This window comes from Reichenbachiella sp., from assembly GCF_039944555.1.
GTDB lineage: Bacteria > Bacteroidota > Bacteroidia > Cytophagales > Cyclobacteriaceae > Reichenbachiella.
The window spans coordinates 443,160-459,212 of record NZ_JBDUYN010000006.1; the positions used below are offsets into that span (position 1 = coordinate 443,160).

General features: G+C 41.5%; 18 protein-coding genes. All 18 read right to left on the reverse strand.

Translation table 11 applies throughout. The features are described 5' to 3' along the window. Positions 1–20 precede the first annotated feature (20 nt). The gene (locus ABJD64_RS06615) at positions 21–1,109 is read right to left on the reverse strand and encodes an AI-2E family transporter (protein WP_348179836.1); all 1,089 of its coding nucleotides are present in this window, start codon (positions 1,107–1,109) and stop codon (positions 21–23) included. Beyond that, positions 1,102–3,531: a phosphoenolpyruvate synthase gene (ppsA, locus tag ABJD64_RS06620; RefSeq protein WP_348179837.1), complete on the reverse strand. Its 2,430-nt coding sequence runs from the start codon at positions 3,529–3,531 to the stop codon at positions 1,102–1,104. Before ppsA ends, ABJD64_RS06615 begins: the two co-directional genes overlap by 8 nt. Before the next feature lie 143 nt (positions 3,532–3,674). Further along, positions 3,675–4,703: a hypothetical protein gene (locus ABJD64_RS06625; RefSeq protein WP_348179838.1), complete on the reverse strand. Its 1,029-nt coding sequence runs from the start codon at positions 4,701–4,703 to the stop codon at positions 3,675–3,677. Positions 4,704–4,729: 26 nt separating this feature from the next. Continuing rightward, positions 4,730–5,191, reverse strand: coding sequence for a DUF2231 domain-containing protein (locus ABJD64_RS06630; protein ID WP_348179839.1), 462 nt, complete (start codon positions 5,189–5,191; stop codon positions 4,730–4,732). Positions 5,192–5,236: 45 nt separating this feature from the next. Beyond that, entirely contained in the window at positions 5,237–5,791 is a 555-nt protein-coding gene (locus ABJD64_RS06635; RefSeq protein WP_348179840.1) for an AAA family ATPase, read from the reverse strand. Between the two features lie 17 nt (positions 5,792–5,808). Beyond that, positions 5,809–5,979 (reverse strand): hypothetical protein, encoded by a 171-nt coding sequence (locus tag ABJD64_RS06640; RefSeq protein ID WP_348194970.1) that lies wholly within the window; start codon positions 5,977–5,979, stop codon positions 5,809–5,811. Positions 5,980–6,149: 170 nt separating this feature from the next. Continuing rightward, positions 6,150–6,767: a hypothetical protein gene (locus ABJD64_RS06645; protein WP_348179841.1), complete on the reverse strand. Its 618-nt coding sequence runs from the start codon at positions 6,765–6,767 to the stop codon at positions 6,150–6,152. A gap of 132 nt (positions 6,768–6,899) precedes the next feature. Then, complete coding sequence (locus ABJD64_RS06650) at positions 6,900–7,097, reverse strand: hypothetical protein (protein ID WP_348179842.1); 198 nt, start codon at positions 7,095–7,097, stop codon at positions 6,900–6,902. Continuing rightward, on the reverse strand, positions 7,094–7,798 hold the full coding sequence (locus tag ABJD64_RS06655) for a DUF4332 domain-containing protein (RefSeq protein ID WP_348179843.1): 705 nt from the start codon (positions 7,796–7,798) through the stop codon (positions 7,094–7,096). The genes ABJD64_RS06650 and ABJD64_RS06655 overlap by 4 nt, the downstream gene beginning before the upstream one ends. Before the next feature lie 56 nt (positions 7,799–7,854). Next, on the reverse strand, positions 7,855–8,220 hold the full coding sequence (locus ABJD64_RS06660; protein ID WP_348179844.1) for a spore germination protein GerW family protein: 366 nt from the start codon (positions 8,218–8,220) through the stop codon (positions 7,855–7,857). A gap of 27 nt (positions 8,221–8,247) precedes the next feature. Beyond that, the gene (locus tag ABJD64_RS06665) at positions 8,248–8,754 is read right to left on the reverse strand and encodes a hypothetical protein (protein ID WP_348179845.1); all 507 of its coding nucleotides are present in this window, start codon (positions 8,752–8,754) and stop codon (positions 8,248–8,250) included. Positions 8,755–8,880: 126 nt separating this feature from the next. Continuing rightward, the gene (locus ABJD64_RS06670; RefSeq protein ID WP_348179846.1) at positions 8,881–9,198 is read right to left on the reverse strand and encodes a rhodanese-like domain-containing protein; all 318 of its coding nucleotides are present in this window, start codon (positions 9,196–9,198) and stop codon (positions 8,881–8,883) included. A gap of 121 nt (positions 9,199–9,319) precedes the next feature. Then, on the reverse strand, positions 9,320–9,505 hold the full coding sequence (locus ABJD64_RS06675; RefSeq protein WP_348179847.1) for a DUF2892 domain-containing protein: 186 nt from the start codon (positions 9,503–9,505) through the stop codon (positions 9,320–9,322). A 29-nt stretch (positions 9,506–9,534) separates the two neighbouring features. Then, positions 9,535–9,840 carry a hypothetical protein gene (locus tag ABJD64_RS06680; protein ID WP_348179848.1) on the reverse strand — a complete coding sequence of 102 codons (306 nt, stop codon included), beginning with the start codon at positions 9,838–9,840 and terminating at the stop codon, positions 9,535–9,537. 142 nt (positions 9,841–9,982) lie between these two features. Beyond that, positions 9,983–13,249 carry an efflux RND transporter permease subunit gene (locus tag ABJD64_RS06685; protein WP_348179849.1) on the reverse strand — a complete coding sequence of 1,089 codons (3,267 nt, stop codon included), beginning with the start codon at positions 13,247–13,249 and terminating at the stop codon, positions 9,983–9,985. A 2-nt stretch (positions 13,250–13,251) separates the two neighbouring features. Continuing rightward, complete coding sequence (locus tag ABJD64_RS06690) at positions 13,252–14,328, reverse strand: efflux RND transporter periplasmic adaptor subunit (RefSeq protein WP_348179850.1); 1,077 nt, start codon at positions 14,326–14,328, stop codon at positions 13,252–13,254. A gap of 21 nt (positions 14,329–14,349) precedes the next feature. After that, positions 14,350–15,687 carry a TolC family protein gene (locus ABJD64_RS06695; protein ID WP_348179851.1) on the reverse strand — a complete coding sequence of 446 codons (1,338 nt, stop codon included), beginning with the start codon at positions 15,685–15,687 and terminating at the stop codon, positions 14,350–14,352. A gap of 48 nt (positions 15,688–15,735) precedes the next feature. Continuing rightward, entirely contained in the window at positions 15,736–16,032 is a 297-nt protein-coding gene (locus ABJD64_RS06700; protein WP_348179852.1) for a metalloregulator ArsR/SmtB family transcription factor, read from the reverse strand. Between the last annotated feature and the right edge of the window lie 21 nt (positions 16,033–16,053).

The window sequence follows — 16,053 nt, forward strand, 5'->3', positions numbered from 1 at the left end:
CTGGTTCCATAAGTGAGATCTTAAGATCCTCCAAGTAATATTGATATTGGTTCCGTCTCTTTCATTTGATCCGCAACCAGTTTTAATATGGCCACGAAAGGCAAGAAAAGAATCATCCCGGATGCGCCCCATATAATACCACCGGCAATAATGACAATGATGGCTACCAAGGCATTTATTTTCAACTTCTTACTGACGACAATCGGAAAAATAAGATTAGCTTCTAAAATTTGTACAACAGTAAAAACAATAACTACGCCGATTGGGTATAAAACGGAATCATACTTAAGCCAGGCTACCGCAATGGGCAAAAGGGCGCCAATGGTAATGCCGACATAGGGAATAAAGGTTAAAATGGAGGCGATAAATCCAAAGAATATCGGGTTAGGGATACCGATGATCGCCAAACCGGAAGTGTTTAGCACGGCTACTATCAGATAAACCAGAGCCATACCTTTGATAAAGCTGTAATAGGTGGTGATCACTCCTGGGAGAATATTTCTAACATAATGATGTCGCGAACTCCTAATAATACTGAATAGAAACTGAACAAGAATGTCCCGATAAAATAATATGAGAGCTACATATACAGGAATCAGCACCAGCAGAACGGCTGATATGGAGGAGACATAAAGTGCCTCAGGTATTGCAGGTAACACGTGATCATATCCATACTGCATTATGGTTTCCAGAAATCCTGTTTCCCCCAAAGAATTGTCCAGATAAAATTGATCAATATGTGACCTTGTACTGTCAATGACATGTGTCAATTTTTGTTGTAGTGCTGGCCATTCTTTTGTAAATAAAATAAACTGCTGTACGAGCAACATTATAATTGAAATGATCAATACCGAAAACGAAATGAGTCCAATGGCGATTGACAAACTTCTAGGTATTCCTTTGTTTTCCAACCATTTACAAAATGGGTAGAGTACCAGACTTATGAGTAGAGAAAAACTCAATGGAATAAAGAGCGTTCGTCCAAAATATAAGATCAAAACCGCAGCCAGAAAAGTAAGTAGATAGTTGGAAGCGGCTAAAGTAGTCAAGGTTTGAAGCCGACTGTCTCTTCGTTTTACTTGTCCAAAAGTATTTCTTTCGTCAATCACTTGCCAGTCGGATTTGAGCCTCTTTTTCTATTATCCCTTCTACCAAATTGATATTGCCTATCCCTTTTAGTAGTGCATCAGGATTAAATGATATGCTGTCAATCCCTTCCTCCACAAGAAACTGAGCAAATGATGGATAGTCGCTAGGTGCTTGCCCACAAAGACCAATTTTTGTGTAGTTCTTTTTCGCCATCCTTATAGCCTGGGATATCATCATTTTGACACTATCATTTCGAGTATCGAACAAATCATTCAATATTTCACAGTCTCGATCAATACCTAGTGTAAGCTGGGTCAGGTCATTGGATCCAATAGAAAAACCGTCGAACAATTGAGCGAATTCCTGTGCCATCAGTACATTGCTAGGCACCTCTATCATCATGTAAAGCTGAAGGTCGTTCTCACCACGTTTCAGGCCAAACTCGGACATCGTTTCTATAACCTTGTTCGCCTCTTCGACTGTTCTGCAAAACGGTATCATCAATTTGACATTATCCAGACCCATTTCGTCTCTTACCATTTTCATGGCCTCACATTCCAACCCAAATCCTTCTCTGTAGTCAGGATGATAATAGCGGGAGGCACCACGCCACCCAATCATGGGATTTTCTTCATGAGGCTCAAACTCTTTCCCACCTATCAAATTTGCATACTCGTTCGTCTTGAAATCACTCATTCGCACGATCACATCTTTAGGGTAAAAGGCTGCCGCCGTAACTGCCACGGCACTGGCTAATTTGTCCACAAAAAATTGCTTTTTGTCCTGATAGCCATAGGTCATTTCGTCGATTTTGTTTTTTGAGATCGGATCACCAAGTTTGGGGTATTTAATAAGAGCCATGGGGTGTATACCTATACTATTGCTAATGGCAAACTCTAGTCTCATGAGACCTACACCACTATTTGGCAACTGAGATATTCTTAATGCCTGATCCGGATCAGATAAAATGATCATGACATCTGTTTCCGGTGATTCAATGTCAGAAATGTCTATTTCAGTGGATTCCCATTTCAACTCACCTTCGTATACCAAACCGTTGTTTCCGTCAATACAGGAGACAGTCACCATTTCTCCATCTCTAATAGTCTTGGTGGCATCGCCGGTACCGACTACTGCCACAGCACCAACCTCACGCGCTACGATAGCCGCATGGCTTGTCCTGCCTCCCCTGTCAGTGACGATTGCAGACACCTTTTTTAGTATGGGGTCCCAGTCAGGATTTGTGATTTCGGTCACTAAAACATCTCCTTGTTCTACTTTTCTAATTTCTTTTGGAGAATGTAATATGCGCGCCCTGCCTGATACGATTTTATTTCCTATGTTCTTTCCTCTGGTAAGAAGCTTTCCTTTTTCCAATAGTTTGTACTCATAAAACTTATAAGATGATGTATTGGAATGAACGGTTTCGGGTCTGGCCTGGGTAATGAATAACTCTTCGGTAAGGCCATCTTTTGCCCACTCAATGTCCATGGGTCGTCCATAGTGCTTTTCTATTTTTATGGCCCAATCAGCCAAAATCTCAATTTCCCGATCGTTAAGTACATACTTTTGTTGCTTTTCCGGAGAGGTATTAAGATTTATGGTTTTGGTCTCTAGTGTCAGGTCCTCGTCTGGCTTTTTATTCGTATACACTAGCATTTTTTCTTTCGCACCAATTTTTTTTGAAATGATGGCTTTTTTGCCGTTGAGCAATGATGGTTTGAATATCAGGTATTCGTCCGGTGTGATTACTCCTTTTACTATATTTTCTCCCAGACCCCAACCGCCACTGATCATTACAACATCTCTGAAACCTGTTTCCGGATCGAGAGTAAAACAAACACCAGAACAGGCTTTATCAGAGCGAACCATTAGCTGGACGCCTATTGACAGCTTGACCTGCATATGATCAAATCCATTGTCCTCCCTATACTTAATGGCCCGATCTGTGAACAAAGAGGCATAGCAGTACAGACAGGCCTCTAATAATTCCTGATCAGAACAAATATTGAGATAGGTCTCTTGCTGTCCGGCAAAACTGGCTTCTGGCAAATCTTCGGCGGTCGCGCTACTTCTTACAGCCACTTGAATATCCTCTCCAAATTCCTGCTTCAATTCATGAAATTGAGCAACTATCTCGTTTTTTATTGGCCGTGGTATGGTGCCTTTGAGAAGAACCTCTCTGATTTTGGATCCAATCTCTGCCAGGTTGGTGAAACCTTCCCGGTCAAGCTCATTCATTATTTGATCCATACGCTGTGCAAAGCCATTGGATTGCAAAAAATCTTCATATGCCTGCGAACTCACCGCAAACCCTTCCGGAACCTGAATGCCCTCTTCTTTCAAATGGTGAATTAACTCCCCCAACGAAGCGTTTTTTCCGCCAAAATCCTGAAGGTCTTCTAAGCCTATTTCACTTAAATATCGTGTGTATGCAAACATGTTTTCTAACGGTTAACTTGTTGATCAGAATTTTTCTTATGTTTAAATTTAGTCCCATTTAGAAGACCTTTCCAATGACCAAGAACCTGACTACTAATGATTTAGATCACTAACAAAGGCCTAAGGATAAATCAATTAAAATCTTAACTTATACTCTCATACCTACCCTCTCCAACATAACCATTCATTAACCGGAGATAGCGCTCAGCCTCTGACAGCCATTTGTTTTTTTCATGGTCATCACTGGCCTGTTGTGCTCTCAAGCCATTCACTTTTGTCCTCACATTGGCCCGATAGCATTTGTAATAGGTGAAGAGATTTTCTTCGTTTTGATTGCTTATGGCAGGAAACATGTCAAGATAATTATTCAAAAATATGGCAACCAGATCCCCCTTATAGTAGGCATCCAGATCCATACAGAAAAAGGCGATTTCGTCGAGTACATCTATTCGCCTAAAGCTGTCATTGAAATCAATACAGTCAAAAATGACAGGTTCATCGTACAAAAAAATGTTCTTTGAGTGTAAATCCCCATGAAGATCGCGCACAAATCCATGTTCAATACGGTTTTGGAATATTCGCTCATTCTTGTCGACAAAGCAATTTGCAAAATCAACCGCTCGCTCGAGAATTCTACCAGCTGAGGCCCCAAGGTTATCAACTAAATAGTCCCCAACGGATAAGATATCATTGAACTTTTCTTTGAAATATTCAGCCGAAAATTGGGGCCTGCAAATCTGTGCGTTGCTGTGAAATAAGGATACCGTAGCAGCAATTGTAATCATATCGCTGTGGGATACTTCATTTTTTTCGAGCAGCACATTCATTTGTCTGGATAGATCCTGTTTTTCCATTTTTACCGCGTAATCGATGACTGTTCCTGCTGATTCGTCCACAAATACTTCATCTCCTTTTTCCGAGACAGGAGCCACTCCCAGGTACATGTCGTGAGTGAGTCTTTTATTGAGTTCCAACTCCCTCTCACAATAGAACTTCCTTAGATCTAGTGTTGAATAATCTAAAAATGAATATTTGATCGGCTTCTTAATTTTATAAGCATACTGATCCGTGATGAGCACCCAGGAAATATGAGTTTCTATCAACCTTACGGAAGCATCGGTGTGCTTTGCTTCTAATGAGTGAACCAGTTTCGTAATCAATTCGCTATCCATCGATATGAATGAGTTAGTTTTCCGATCTATTTAGGTATTTGATTCAGTTGATTCAGTCCTCCGCTGGCCCTTATTTCTGTATGCCTTATTTTACCGCCTGTAATACCCACATAGGACATGGTCAGAAAGGCAATAAGGCTAAAGAGCATGATACCGTACTGGAATTTCCTGACGTTTTCACGTTTCTTTATCGTTCTGATAAGTGCTACAAGTGAGGACAATCCCAATAGCAGCATGAGCCAAAGTCCGTAGGCTGCAGCATCTTCGTGTTCATGAATAAGGATATCATTTTGCTTGTTCATGTGTTCGACCACTTCCTCAGCGACCTCACCACTCAAAAAAGCTGGCACGGAAATAATCGCAATAACAATGAAAGTGAACAACGCCGATTCAATGATTGAATCACTTTTTTTCAGCAAACCGTAACCCAACAATAAAAGGCCAAATAATGAACCTAAAATCGGAAAATGGTTAAGTAATAAATGCATGTGAGCCGATTCCATTTTGTTCTATTTAAGTATTTATCAATTCTTTTATTTAGGTGTTATGTTTCTGTCGTTAGAAAATTGTGATTGCAATGGTTTATAAGACTTTGAGGCATCAACATATTTTAAACCAATTCTCAGCATATCATCGATATTGTGGTCATTGGAATGTATAACAAAGTGCGGTTCGCACATTCGCTCGGCCTGCTTTTCCAATTTCTCAAACACCTCAATATTGGCTTCGCTATAAGCCCTCTTTCGAGATAGCCTTTCAGCTACTAACGACTTGTCTGCTTTGATTTCAAGAAACAAAACATGAGCACCTAACCGCTTTAGTTGATTCCGGGCCTTTTCCCTTATACTTCTCAGATAGAAGGTCCCATCCAAGACTACAGTATCTTTTATCTTCAACCATTGCGCGGTGAGTTCAAGCATTCTGTCATAGACCTTCATCTTTCCCGAAAGGGAATAATCATGTCTATCATCTAGTTCTGTTCTGATTCTATCACTGCTCAAATAAATCGCTCCGATCTTTTTGGCTAGCCTTTCGGCAAAATAGCTTTTGCCAGTTCCTGGTAATCCAAATATCACAATTACATTCATCTCTCTATTGGTCTAAGTCAGTCTTCATATTTCCAAAAACAACTCCATCCATGCGAAATAGCTCTCTTCATCCTTCTTATCGCCTCAAAACCGAGACGCCTTTTTAACTTCCACAAAAAACCAGGTTGTTTCAATCCCTTGTTGGAAATATTCTCTATCTCATCTCTTTTTGTCACCGTGACTTTCATGGCTTCCTTTTTGAAATTAGGAATGTAGTTTCATCAAACCCCTAAATAGCTCACTGGCCTGAACCTTACATCCAATTGAAAGTTACGGCTTCACCCATTTACACGGAATGACTAAAATCAGCCGGATTCTTGATTATGATTGGCGACCCTGATGTGATGGAAGAGTAGTACTATCTTTCAAAGTGCCGTAATACTCTCAGGGCCCTGAGTGTGTTCCATCTGCCGGGCTGTCCGGCTTTCTCCATGTCAAAGTGGGTTTGACCCGGATATTTAGCATTTAGGTTCCAGCTGCCGTGCTTATTCCTTTTTTGTAGTAACACATCAATGGCTGGCTGCATCCTTTGATCCCATTTTGACCGGGAATATCGAAAATAATCCAACGCACTCAGGATGTCATACTTCCACCTTCTGGGATAACTGAATTTAAGAAAGTCTTTGTTGATGATCTTTCCGGTTTTGTCCGAGAGGTAAAATTGATGCATCAGAACAAACTCTTTCGAGGACTGAATGGCCTGCTGTACTTCACGGATTCTGTAGCTATATCCATTCTGTTCATATTCGGTAAAACCCTCCAATACGGAAAGCGTGGAATGAAATGAGCTGTGAACTGCTTTAGATCTATTCGATCTGCAATTGAAACCACCATCTGGCATCAGCTCATGTAGCAGGCAATCAATAACAGATTCTAATTGATCTTCATCTGCGTGGAAGTAGCTTGCATAGTTGAGGAACATTCCATTTACACATACATCGCTTTTCTTCACAATCGGATAGATCCCTCCGTCCATGGCTTTGCATTCTTGTAGTATTTTGCTGATCGATTGTCTGCAAAAGTCGTTGTCTGGGGAGATACAGAGAATGCGCAGATCAAGCAATGTGTAATGCGTAGAAATCCACTTGGGTTGATAGAATCCTTGGCCTCAGTGGCCATCAGCACGCCGTTTGGACAAGAACGCTGCCCCCCATCCTTCAGTGGCTATTCTGGCTCTAAGGCCTTCTCGTTCTAATCCAAGTAAATCTCGGTTGGTCTGATATTGAATAGACACATCTCCCTCAAGCAGCCATTCTATTGTTTTGTCATAAACTATTTCTTTATTTTTAGCCAAGGGATTGCTCATGTCTGAGGTTTAAGTTTTCGAATCTTTTCATATTCAATATCAAAGGACAACCCTTTGGCTGCTTCAATACACAGCTTCATATCATGCACACCAATATGGGCGTTGTACAACTTTCGTTCAGCATTCAATTGCTTCACGGTCTCGTAAAGCTCGGTCGGATCCGCCCCGGCCATTTTTTCGGCTGTGTCATAGCCAGCTTCATATAAGACATAAGCAAACGTATGATTCACCCATCTAATTCTTGACAGGTCGGTTAGTTTGGTCAATCTCAGCACGTCTTTTTCGTCTATTCCGGTCTGTTCGGAAAGTAGTCTTCTGCTTTGTGGAGTGAGCACTTTATCGAATAAATGCCGTGTATTTCTAATCTTAACTTGTTTCAGTTTCAACACAATTTCTTCAGAGGTCTCAGGGAAATTTTTGATTTGGTTAGGTTTCGGTTGGTATCCGTTGATTACTCTTCTCAAAACCGACAGATACCCTTCGGATAAGTCGCTTTGTTTCGCAAATTGTTGAAGTTTCTCTTTGTCCTTTAAGACTACCTGCAACTCAGCTAGATTTCGAATGTTTTGGTTCTTAATCCTGTCCAGGTTGTCATTGATGTTTTCTTTCAAAATCATCCAGCTTGGAATCAAATCAGCTGATTTTAGGATTTTCTTATAGGTATCCATACTTATGCTGGCCAGGTCGATATAGTATCCCATTTTACTTTTTCGATTTAAGATGTACAATTACAGCCGTAGTAAAACCTGATCTAGGATCAGGTTTTGGCTTCTTCTTTCTTTGCAAAGATTTTCTCTATTAGGTCGGGGACCTTTTCAAATGCCGAAGATATCCCCTTACTTCCCTTGTCTACACTCAGGAAGGAAATCTCGTCTGCTTTGGTGACTAAAAAGCCGATAGGTTCTATTCCTAATCCAACACCTGCACCTCCGCCTTCTCCTTTTCCTGTTTTAGGAGCATCTCCGGTACCGCCGCCGCTTCCGAATCCCATTCCAACTTTTACAACTGGTACACATGTAAATTCACCAAGCTCGAAGGGTGAGCCTATGATCGTATCAGTTTTAGCTTCAGATTTTATAAAATCTGTAATCTTTCCGAGTAATTCTTCAAAATTGACTTCCATTGTATTAATGTTTTAGGTGAACAATATTTATTTCATTGCAACTGCGATTGCTGGTCTTAGTATTCTGATCAAACGGTTTTTCAGGATCAATTGGAAGTAGGTGTGACCATCGAAATTGATCGAGAAACTTCTGTTCTTACCACTCAAAAAATGGAATACGGGAACAAGCTGAGCATTGCGAGCAAAGTCTGTTGTATCTACGTTCAAGCTCATTTTGACCAGTTCGAATGACTTGATCAAATCATTGACAAATTGGTAAATGGCCTTGAAAGATTTGGGTGCCTTTTTCCCTTTTTGAGTTTCTTTTTTGTATTTCTTCCTTCTTTCGAAAGAAGAAATTGTGAATTTTCTGATGGGTAGATTGATATCTATAGAGATTGGCTCCTGAGCAGTATTCAAACTGATTTTGCAAACCCCTTTCACCTTTATGCAGTAGATACTTTCTAAGGTGTCAATGAAAAGCGTAATGGGCGTAAATAGCAGCCAAATCACGACTCCCAGTAAAATAGAAAGCACCAGTATAACCCATATCATGTATTAAAGTACGGTGAAATACTGGTGCTTTGAAATGACCTCCATCAATCAGGTGGCTGATTTCAGTCGTCTAGGTGGTAATAGAATCCATATATGGATCTACCGTTTTTGATTTGATGTTATTATTTATTGGTTGATCTTATCTTGTAACCTATTCCATCCGCCACCATTGTAGACTTCAATAAAACCATTTGATTTCAAAATTCGTTTTGCCGAGGCACTTCGTATGCCTGATGCACAGCAGGTGATAATGCACTTGTCCTTGTCCAATTTTGAATAATGGCTCGTGAGATCGTTCAATGGAATGTTTTGAGAGCCTTTGATATGACCTTGCTGAAATTCCGATTTAGTTCGAACATCGATGATCACAGCACCCTCAATAGTTAATTGTAGATAATCCACACCAGGGCCAAAACCAAATAATTTTTTAATTGTGTTGAGCATAAATAAAGTTATGTATAGTAGATAAATATTTTGATTCTAATCAAGAGCTAACCTTCTATATTCAAGGCCAGTTCACCTATTCTTTTTCGTGAATAACAAATTAATGTTGCTCCCTAAAGGTCTAATTTTCAATTCCATTTTTCTTAAGTATGTCTTCCAGTAAGCACCATTTTGATAAAGAAGACTGGAATAAGTTGATGCCGACAAATGCTGTCAAAATATACCAGTATTCATTTACGAAATACCCAAGTAACAAACCTGTCAAAACCATGGTTCCGGCTACTCCTCTTATAATTCTATCTCTCATCTTTTTCTCATTTTTAATGTTAAACTCTCTTATACAAATTTTTCTACCGGCAGTTGGAATGCGTGAAATGCATTCACCCTTTTTCTACTCAAATTCAAGTCGTCTATGGCCTTTAAAATAGAATCAGCCTGACCTGCAGGAACAAAGGCAAAAAACATCACCGAAAAATCGGCATGTACATCTTTGACAAACCAATTGGTCATGTCCACTTCATTGTCCTCTGTCTTAAATCCCTCAATGTTGACTTTGCTGAATATTGGAATTTTGTTGTCCTTGAACACCTGGCTCAATTCCTTTTGTAGTTCCTTGATACCCAACGCTATGATTAATTTCATCGCTTTATTTTTTTAATGGTTTGGTACATTCTGATTGTGACTGTTTCCGATCATCCTGGCTGGCGAGCATTTCCATAGCCGGGTACTCTGCTCGCCATTAATACCAGGACTTTACCTCAACTAACAACCATGAAACTCAATCCTAATTCTCATTTTTTACATCTACCAATTCTTCCAATTGGTCATTTTCTTTACCATTCAAAACGAATTCAGATGCTTGAACGGACGATTCATATTTCTTCTTTTCTGTCATGTAATAGATCAGAGGGACAATCAACAACGTCAGGAATGTAGAGGCGATAGACCCTCCCATAAGAGATATGGCTAAACCTTGAAAAATAGGATCAAACAGAATAACCACAGCTCCTATCACCACCGTACCTGCTGTCAATAAGATAGGTGTGGTCCGTACCGCACCAGCTTCAATAACGGCGGTACCAATAGGTACTCCGGCTTTTAACCGCAGGTTGATAAAATCGATCAATAGGATAGAATTTCGCACCATAATGCCAGCCAAGGCAATCATACCAATCATAGAAGTAGCGGTGAAGAATGCACCCAACCACCAATGGCCAACCAGGATACCAACCAGGGAAAGAGGTATGGCTACCATCATAACGAATGGTACTTTGAAGTCCTGAAACCAGCCCACTATCAACAAATAGATAATGACTAATACTACGGCAAAAGCACTTCCTAAATCCCGAAATACTTCATAGGTGATTTGCCACTCTCCGTCCCATTTCACGCCATAGTCCTGCTCCATAAAAGGCTGAGCCGTATAGAATTCATTCAGCACATATCCGGCAGGCACTTCGATTTCTTCCAATCGCTTGGAAGCATCCAAAATGGCGTATACCGGACTTTCCAGTTTCCCCGCCACATCAGCCAACACATACACCACTCTCTTTTGATTCTTTCTGAATATGCTTTTATCCCGAAGATCTTCTTCCACTTGCACGATGTCCCCGAGGGCCACCATCTCTCCTTTTGATGATTTGACATTAATTTTCTTTAAGTCATTCAATGTCGATCGCTCAGTTTCCTCCAATCTTAAATGGATAGGAGTAGGTTGCACTTCAGTGTCACTGTGCAGATAAGAAACCGTCGATCCTTCGAGTGCTGTTTTGAGCACGTTGGATGCATACGCCGGAGACACTCCAGCCAGCATGGCTTTCTCTTTGTCCACGTTGAAATTGTATTCTACCTGGTCATCTTCTACCATCCAATCTACATCGACTACATCGTCTACTTCTGAGAGTATTTGCTTGACTTGTGCGGCTACATTTTCCTGGCCGTCCAGGTTATCACCATATATTTCTGCCACAATGGTAGAGATTACGGGAGGCCCCGGGGGCACTTCTACTACTTTCACATTTGCTCTATATTTCTTACCTATTTCCTGCACGACAGGTCTCAATCTTTTGGCGATGTCATGACTTTGTTCGCTCCTTTCTCCCTTTGGTAATAAGTTCACCTGAATGTCCGCCATATTGCCAGCCTTTCTCAAATCATAATGACGAACCAGTCCATTGAAGTTGATAGGTGAAGAAGAGCCCACATAGGATTGATAGTTGGTCACTTCTGGTTGCTTTTTCAAGTAGGCCGCTATTTCTTTGGCGACTATGGCTGTTCGCTCAAGGGTGGTGCCTTCCGGCATATCTATGACTACCTGAAATTCATTCTTGTTGTCGAATGGCAGCATTTTCACTGCTACCTTTTTGAAATACAACAAGGTGAAGGAGGCAAACAACAGCACGGTAATAGAACCTATGAATGTCCAGCGCTTCCATGGCGACGCCAATAGCGGCTGCATGGCACGATGGTACACACGGTAGATCCATGTATCTTCCAATACAAACTCCTTCTCTTTGCCATGGTCATTTTTCAGTAAATGATAGGCCAACCAGGGCGTAATGATCAGGGCTACCAACAAGGAGAAAAACATGGCCAAAGACGCTCCAATAGGCATTGGACTCATGTAAGGTCCCATCAATCCGGATACGAAGATCATCGGCAGTACAGCTGCTATGACAGTGAATGTGGCCAGAATCGTTGGGTTCCCAACCTCGTTGATGGAGGTGATTGCGGCCTGCAGAAACGGCATTTTCTTCATTTTGAAATGCCGATGCATATTCTCTGCGATAATGATCGAATCATCCACCACAATTCCGGTGACAAACACCAGCGCGAATAGGGTAATCCGGTTGAGTGTATATCCGAATATATAATAGACAAAGAGTGTCAATGCAAAGGTGACGGGCACAGAAAGAAAAACAACTAATCCTCCTCGCCAACCCATAGACAAAGCTACCACTATGGTCACCGCCAGTATGGCTGATGCCAAATGTATCAGTAGCTCTTTTACTTTTAAAGAGGCCGTTTCGCCGTAATTTCTTGTTACCTCGATGTTTACGTCAGCAGGAATCAAATCTTTTTTCAAAAGATCAATTCTAGCAAGAATGGCATCAGCCACTTTCATTGCGTCAGCCCCTTTTCTTTTCGCAACCGAAATGGTCACTGCCGGGAATTCACCTTTAGGCATGCTACTCATACCAGCTTGACCCGCACCATAACCAAAGGCTACGTATTCTCTTGGTATTTCAGGCCCGTCTATGACGTGAGCTACCTGCCTCAGATATATAGGTGTATCGTCTGCTACGCCTACAACCAGATTTTCAATATCCTCAGCAGTCTTTAAAAATTCACCAGTATCCACCAAATACTCCCGATCATTGTTTGTGAATGTACCTGCCTGAACTTGTCTATTCGATGCCAAAATTCCATTGGCAATGATAAAAGGGTCCAATTGGTAAGCTGACATTCTCTCCTGATCTACCAGGACCTGAACCTGTCTGCTTCTTCCACCATAAATTTTGGTTTCACTTACTTGCTGAACTTTTTCTATTTCGAGTGTGAGTTCTTCAGCTAATCTCTTTAGTTCAAAGTCATCGTAGACTTCGCTCCACAGCGTGAGTCCAAGTGCGGGTACGTCGTCTATAGACCTGGTTTTTATCAATGGTAAGCTCATACCCGGAGGTGCTTTGTCCATGTTTTTCTGTACTTCATTGTACAACTTGACCACACTTCGCTCAATGTCCTCACCTACCAGGTACCTGACAACTATGAAGGCTCTACCCTCCATGGATTGTGAATAGACATATTCTACGCCATGGATATTTGAGAGATAAGCTTCCATGGGTTTCACCACCCTGGATTCTACCTCCGCAGCACTCGCGCCAGGATATTGAATAAATATATCAGCAATAGGCACATCAATCTGAGGCTCTTCTTCCTTTGGCGTCAAAGTGGCGCTGTAGAAACCAACCGCCATGAAGGCGATCATCAATAGCGGCGTGAGCTTCGAATTAATGAATTTGTTAGCAATATTTCCTGCTGTCCCCTTCATGATTAGATACTTTTGGTGATTTCAACTTTGGCTCCATCTGTCAATTTTGACTCGGATGATAGGATAAACTGCTCTCCACTCCTAAGCCCAGAAAGGACTTCAATGCCGTCGGGATATTCCTTACCCAACCTCAACCACCGCAACATGGCTTCGCCTTGCTGATTCACAGTATATAGCCCCGATAATTGCCCCTTGTGAACGAGTGCCTCACGAGGTACTACTGTTTTCGATTCCGTGTTCTTCAAAAGACTCACTCTCGCGAACATCCCTGGTTTCAAAGCTTTATAGCCGTCTTTGAGTAGAATTTGTACTTGATACTGTGCACCGGAAAATGCAGATGAAGCGATAATTCTATCTACTTTCCCAATCATGGATTTTTCATCGATGGCGTCAATCTCTATGTTGACAGGATCTCCTTCTGCAAAAAGTCCAATTTCGAATTCAGGAACATTGATCTCAATTATTAATCGATCCAGTGATTCAAGTGCCAACAACGGACTGCCCGGAGTAGCCATTGTTCCTTCGTTCACGAATTTTTTTGAAACGAATCCATCAATTGGAGATTTCAGGTTGGCATAAGTGAGCAATTCATTCAGTTCGATAATGGACTGGTCAATAGATTCGACTCTGGCTTCTCCTGCTTCGCTCGCTGTGCTGATATCATCCAGTTCTTTTTGCGTGGCACTGCCTTTTTCATAGAGGCGTTGGATGCGCTCATGGTCCTTTTGCGTATTTTTCAATGCCGACTTTGCTTCCTTCAGTGAAGCTTCAGCTGCTGATTTCTTTGACAAAATGTCCTTACTTCTTATTTGAAGAAGCAATTGTCCTTTCTTAACGCGCTCGCCTTTGTCCACAAGCACTTTTTCGATCTGGCCAATGGCTTTGGTACTTAATACCAATTTGTCATCCGCTTTTACCTTTCCGGAAAATTGGGACAGACTGACTTTATCAACTGGTATGACTTGTTGCACGGTCACTTTGAGTGCATTTACCTTTGCACTTTCCTTCCGATCAGTTTTGCATGAAGCTAAACCTCCGATGATCATTAGTCCAAAAATTGATTGTTTTATACTGTTCATGATTCTTTTGTTCTTCGTTTATTACAGGGTCAATTCTTGCTCCAGCAGCATTTCTAAATTGAAAACCAACTGTTGGAACCTATTCATACTTTGCAGGTGATTAATTTTCTTGGCAAGCAAATCGGATTCTGCGAGCAATACGTCCGAGGTCCGCTCAAGTCCTTCTTCGAACCGATCGGCCCTTACCTTATAAGTTTCCTCCGCCTGTTTGATGGCCAATTCGGCCAGCTCAACCTGTTTTTTGGCTAAAATCAGGTTAGCCCTTGTCCTGTCCAACTCGCGCTGGCCATCGGATAATTTTTCCTGATAATTGATCTCAGCCAGGTTTCTTTGATATGTGGCTTTCTGGATCTTGGCCAGGTTTTTACCTCCTTTGAAGATGTCCCACTCCAGCTTGGCTCCGAGCATATAGTTGTTGGCATTGGTACCAAACAAACTCTGATCGTTCCATTCGTAACTGGCAAATGCGTTCAGCCTGGGCAATAGGCCTCCTCTCGCAGATTTCACCAATTGATCGGTGGCCATAACCTGGGAAGAGAGCGCCTGAAGATCTGAACGTCCAGTAGAAATTTCCGTCATTTTCAAATACTCCTTTGGTACTTCCATATTAGCAATGGGGTCAATCGGGAAAATGGTCATTGATCTATCTAACCCAAGGAAGTGAGTGAGTACTGCATTGCCATCATTTATTTGATTTTCAGTAGCAATTCTCTCGCTTTGGACTTCAGTCATTCTCAATTCGGCCGACAGCAGATCAGCTTTATGAATCAAATCCTGGTCAAAAAGATCGTTTGCCACTTTATAATTGGCCTCTGCCGCTTGTAGAGCACTCTCAGCTACCTTTCTTTTTTCATGAGCAAGTTGGAGCTGGAAATACAAGTTTTTGGCTTGCAAAGCTATTTGGCTCCTAGTCCATCTCAGGTTGAATTCGGACGCTTGTACTCCTGCTGATGCGGCTTTTCTGGCATTGATTCCATCCAAATTAATGATTGGCTGCTCGGCATAAATACGCGTTTTGAAATTATCTACAGCACCGGGGTCATTGAGTACTTCCGGATTAAAATCACTTGTAGATGCAATTTGCTGCTGCAGCTTAAACCCAAATGCAGAAAGCGGATCCGTTGTAGTGGCATAGGTTTCCGATAAGTTGACGCTAGGTAGAAAGACAGCATTAGAAGATCTGAGTTCCGATGTGGCAATACCTAAATTCTGGTTAGCTTTCTGAACCTGCCAATTACTCTCAACGGCCTGCTTTACGGCATCTTCCATGGACAATTTCAACACCTCCCGGGTCTCCTGCCTGGCCCATCCGTTCTGAGCACCCATTAGTAGCACTGCCCAAACTAATACCTTATACATGTTTAAATTTATATATGTTAATATTTTCATGTTTTGAATCAAAAAATTTTACAAATTACATTTTGACATACAGTCGATAACCGTTAATACTTCTTTGAGTTCCAGAGAATAACGTATGCTCTTCCCCTCCCTTTTGCTACTCAGTATTCCTTTCAATTTCATATTGGTCAGGTGATGAGAAATAAGTGATTGCTCAACGCCCAGGCTCTGACAGATTTCATTGACTGACAGTTCCTCCTCTTTGGCCAGTAGACCAATTATTCCTAATCTCACTGGATGACCAATGGTCTTCAGGATGAAGGCCACCTGCTCAATTTTTTTGGTATCTATTTCTGTTGAAACCATAATTCCATTTTCTTTTTCTCT

Coding starts and splice junctions, on each gene's coding strand:
- ppsA (WP_348179837.1), bottom strand. CDS start 3,531: ATGTTTGCATACACACGATATTTAAGTGAAATAGGCTTAGAAGACCTT.
- ABJD64_RS06625 (WP_348179838.1), bottom strand. CDS start 4,703: ATGGATAGCGAATTGATTACGAAACTGGTTCACTCATTAGAAGCAAAG.
- ABJD64_RS06630 (WP_348179839.1), bottom strand. CDS start 5,191: ATGCATTTATTACTTAACCATTTTCCGATTTTAGGTTCATTATTTGGC.
- ABJD64_RS06635 (WP_348179840.1), bottom strand. CDS start 5,791: ATGAATGTAATTGTGATATTTGGATTACCAGGAACTGGCAAAAGCTAT.
- ABJD64_RS06640 (WP_348194970.1), bottom strand. CDS start 5,979: ATGAAAGTCACGGTGACAAAAAGAGATGAGATAGAGAATATTTCCAAC.
- ABJD64_RS06645 (WP_348179841.1), bottom strand. CDS start 6,767: ATGGACGGAGGGATCTATCCGATTGTGAAGAAAAGCGATGTATGTGTA.
- ABJD64_RS06650 (WP_348179842.1), bottom strand. CDS start 7,097: ATGAGCAATCCCTTGGCTAAAAATAAAGAAATAGTTTATGACAAAACA.
- ABJD64_RS06655 (WP_348179843.1), bottom strand. CDS start 7,798: ATGGGATACTATATCGACCTGGCCAGCATAAGTATGGATACCTATAAG.
- ABJD64_RS06660 (WP_348179844.1), bottom strand. CDS start 8,220: ATGGAAGTCAATTTTGAAGAATTACTCGGAAAGATTACAGATTTTATA.
- ABJD64_RS06665 (WP_348179845.1), bottom strand. CDS start 8,754: ATGATATGGGTTATACTGGTGCTTTCTATTTTACTGGGAGTCGTGATT.
- ABJD64_RS06670 (WP_348179846.1), bottom strand. CDS start 9,198: ATGCTCAACACAATTAAAAAATTATTTGGTTTTGGCCCTGGTGTGGAT.
- ABJD64_RS06675 (WP_348179847.1), bottom strand. CDS start 9,505: ATGAGAGATAGAATTATAAGAGGAGTAGCCGGAACCATGGTTTTGACA.
- ABJD64_RS06680 (WP_348179848.1), bottom strand. CDS start 9,840: ATGAAATTAATCATAGCGTTGGGTATCAAGGAACTACAAAAGGAATTG.
- ABJD64_RS06685 (WP_348179849.1), bottom strand. CDS start 13,249: ATGAAGGGGACAGCAGGAAATATTGCTAACAAATTCATTAATTCGAAG.
- ABJD64_RS06690 (WP_348179850.1), bottom strand. CDS start 14,328: ATGAACAGTATAAAACAATCAATTTTTGGACTAATGATCATCGGAGGT.
- ABJD64_RS06695 (WP_348179851.1), bottom strand. CDS start 15,687: ATGTATAAGGTATTAGTTTGGGCAGTGCTACTAATGGGTGCTCAGAAC.
- ABJD64_RS06700 (WP_348179852.1), bottom strand. CDS start 16,032: ATGGTTTCAACAGAAATAGATACCAAAAAAATTGAGCAGGTGGCCTTC.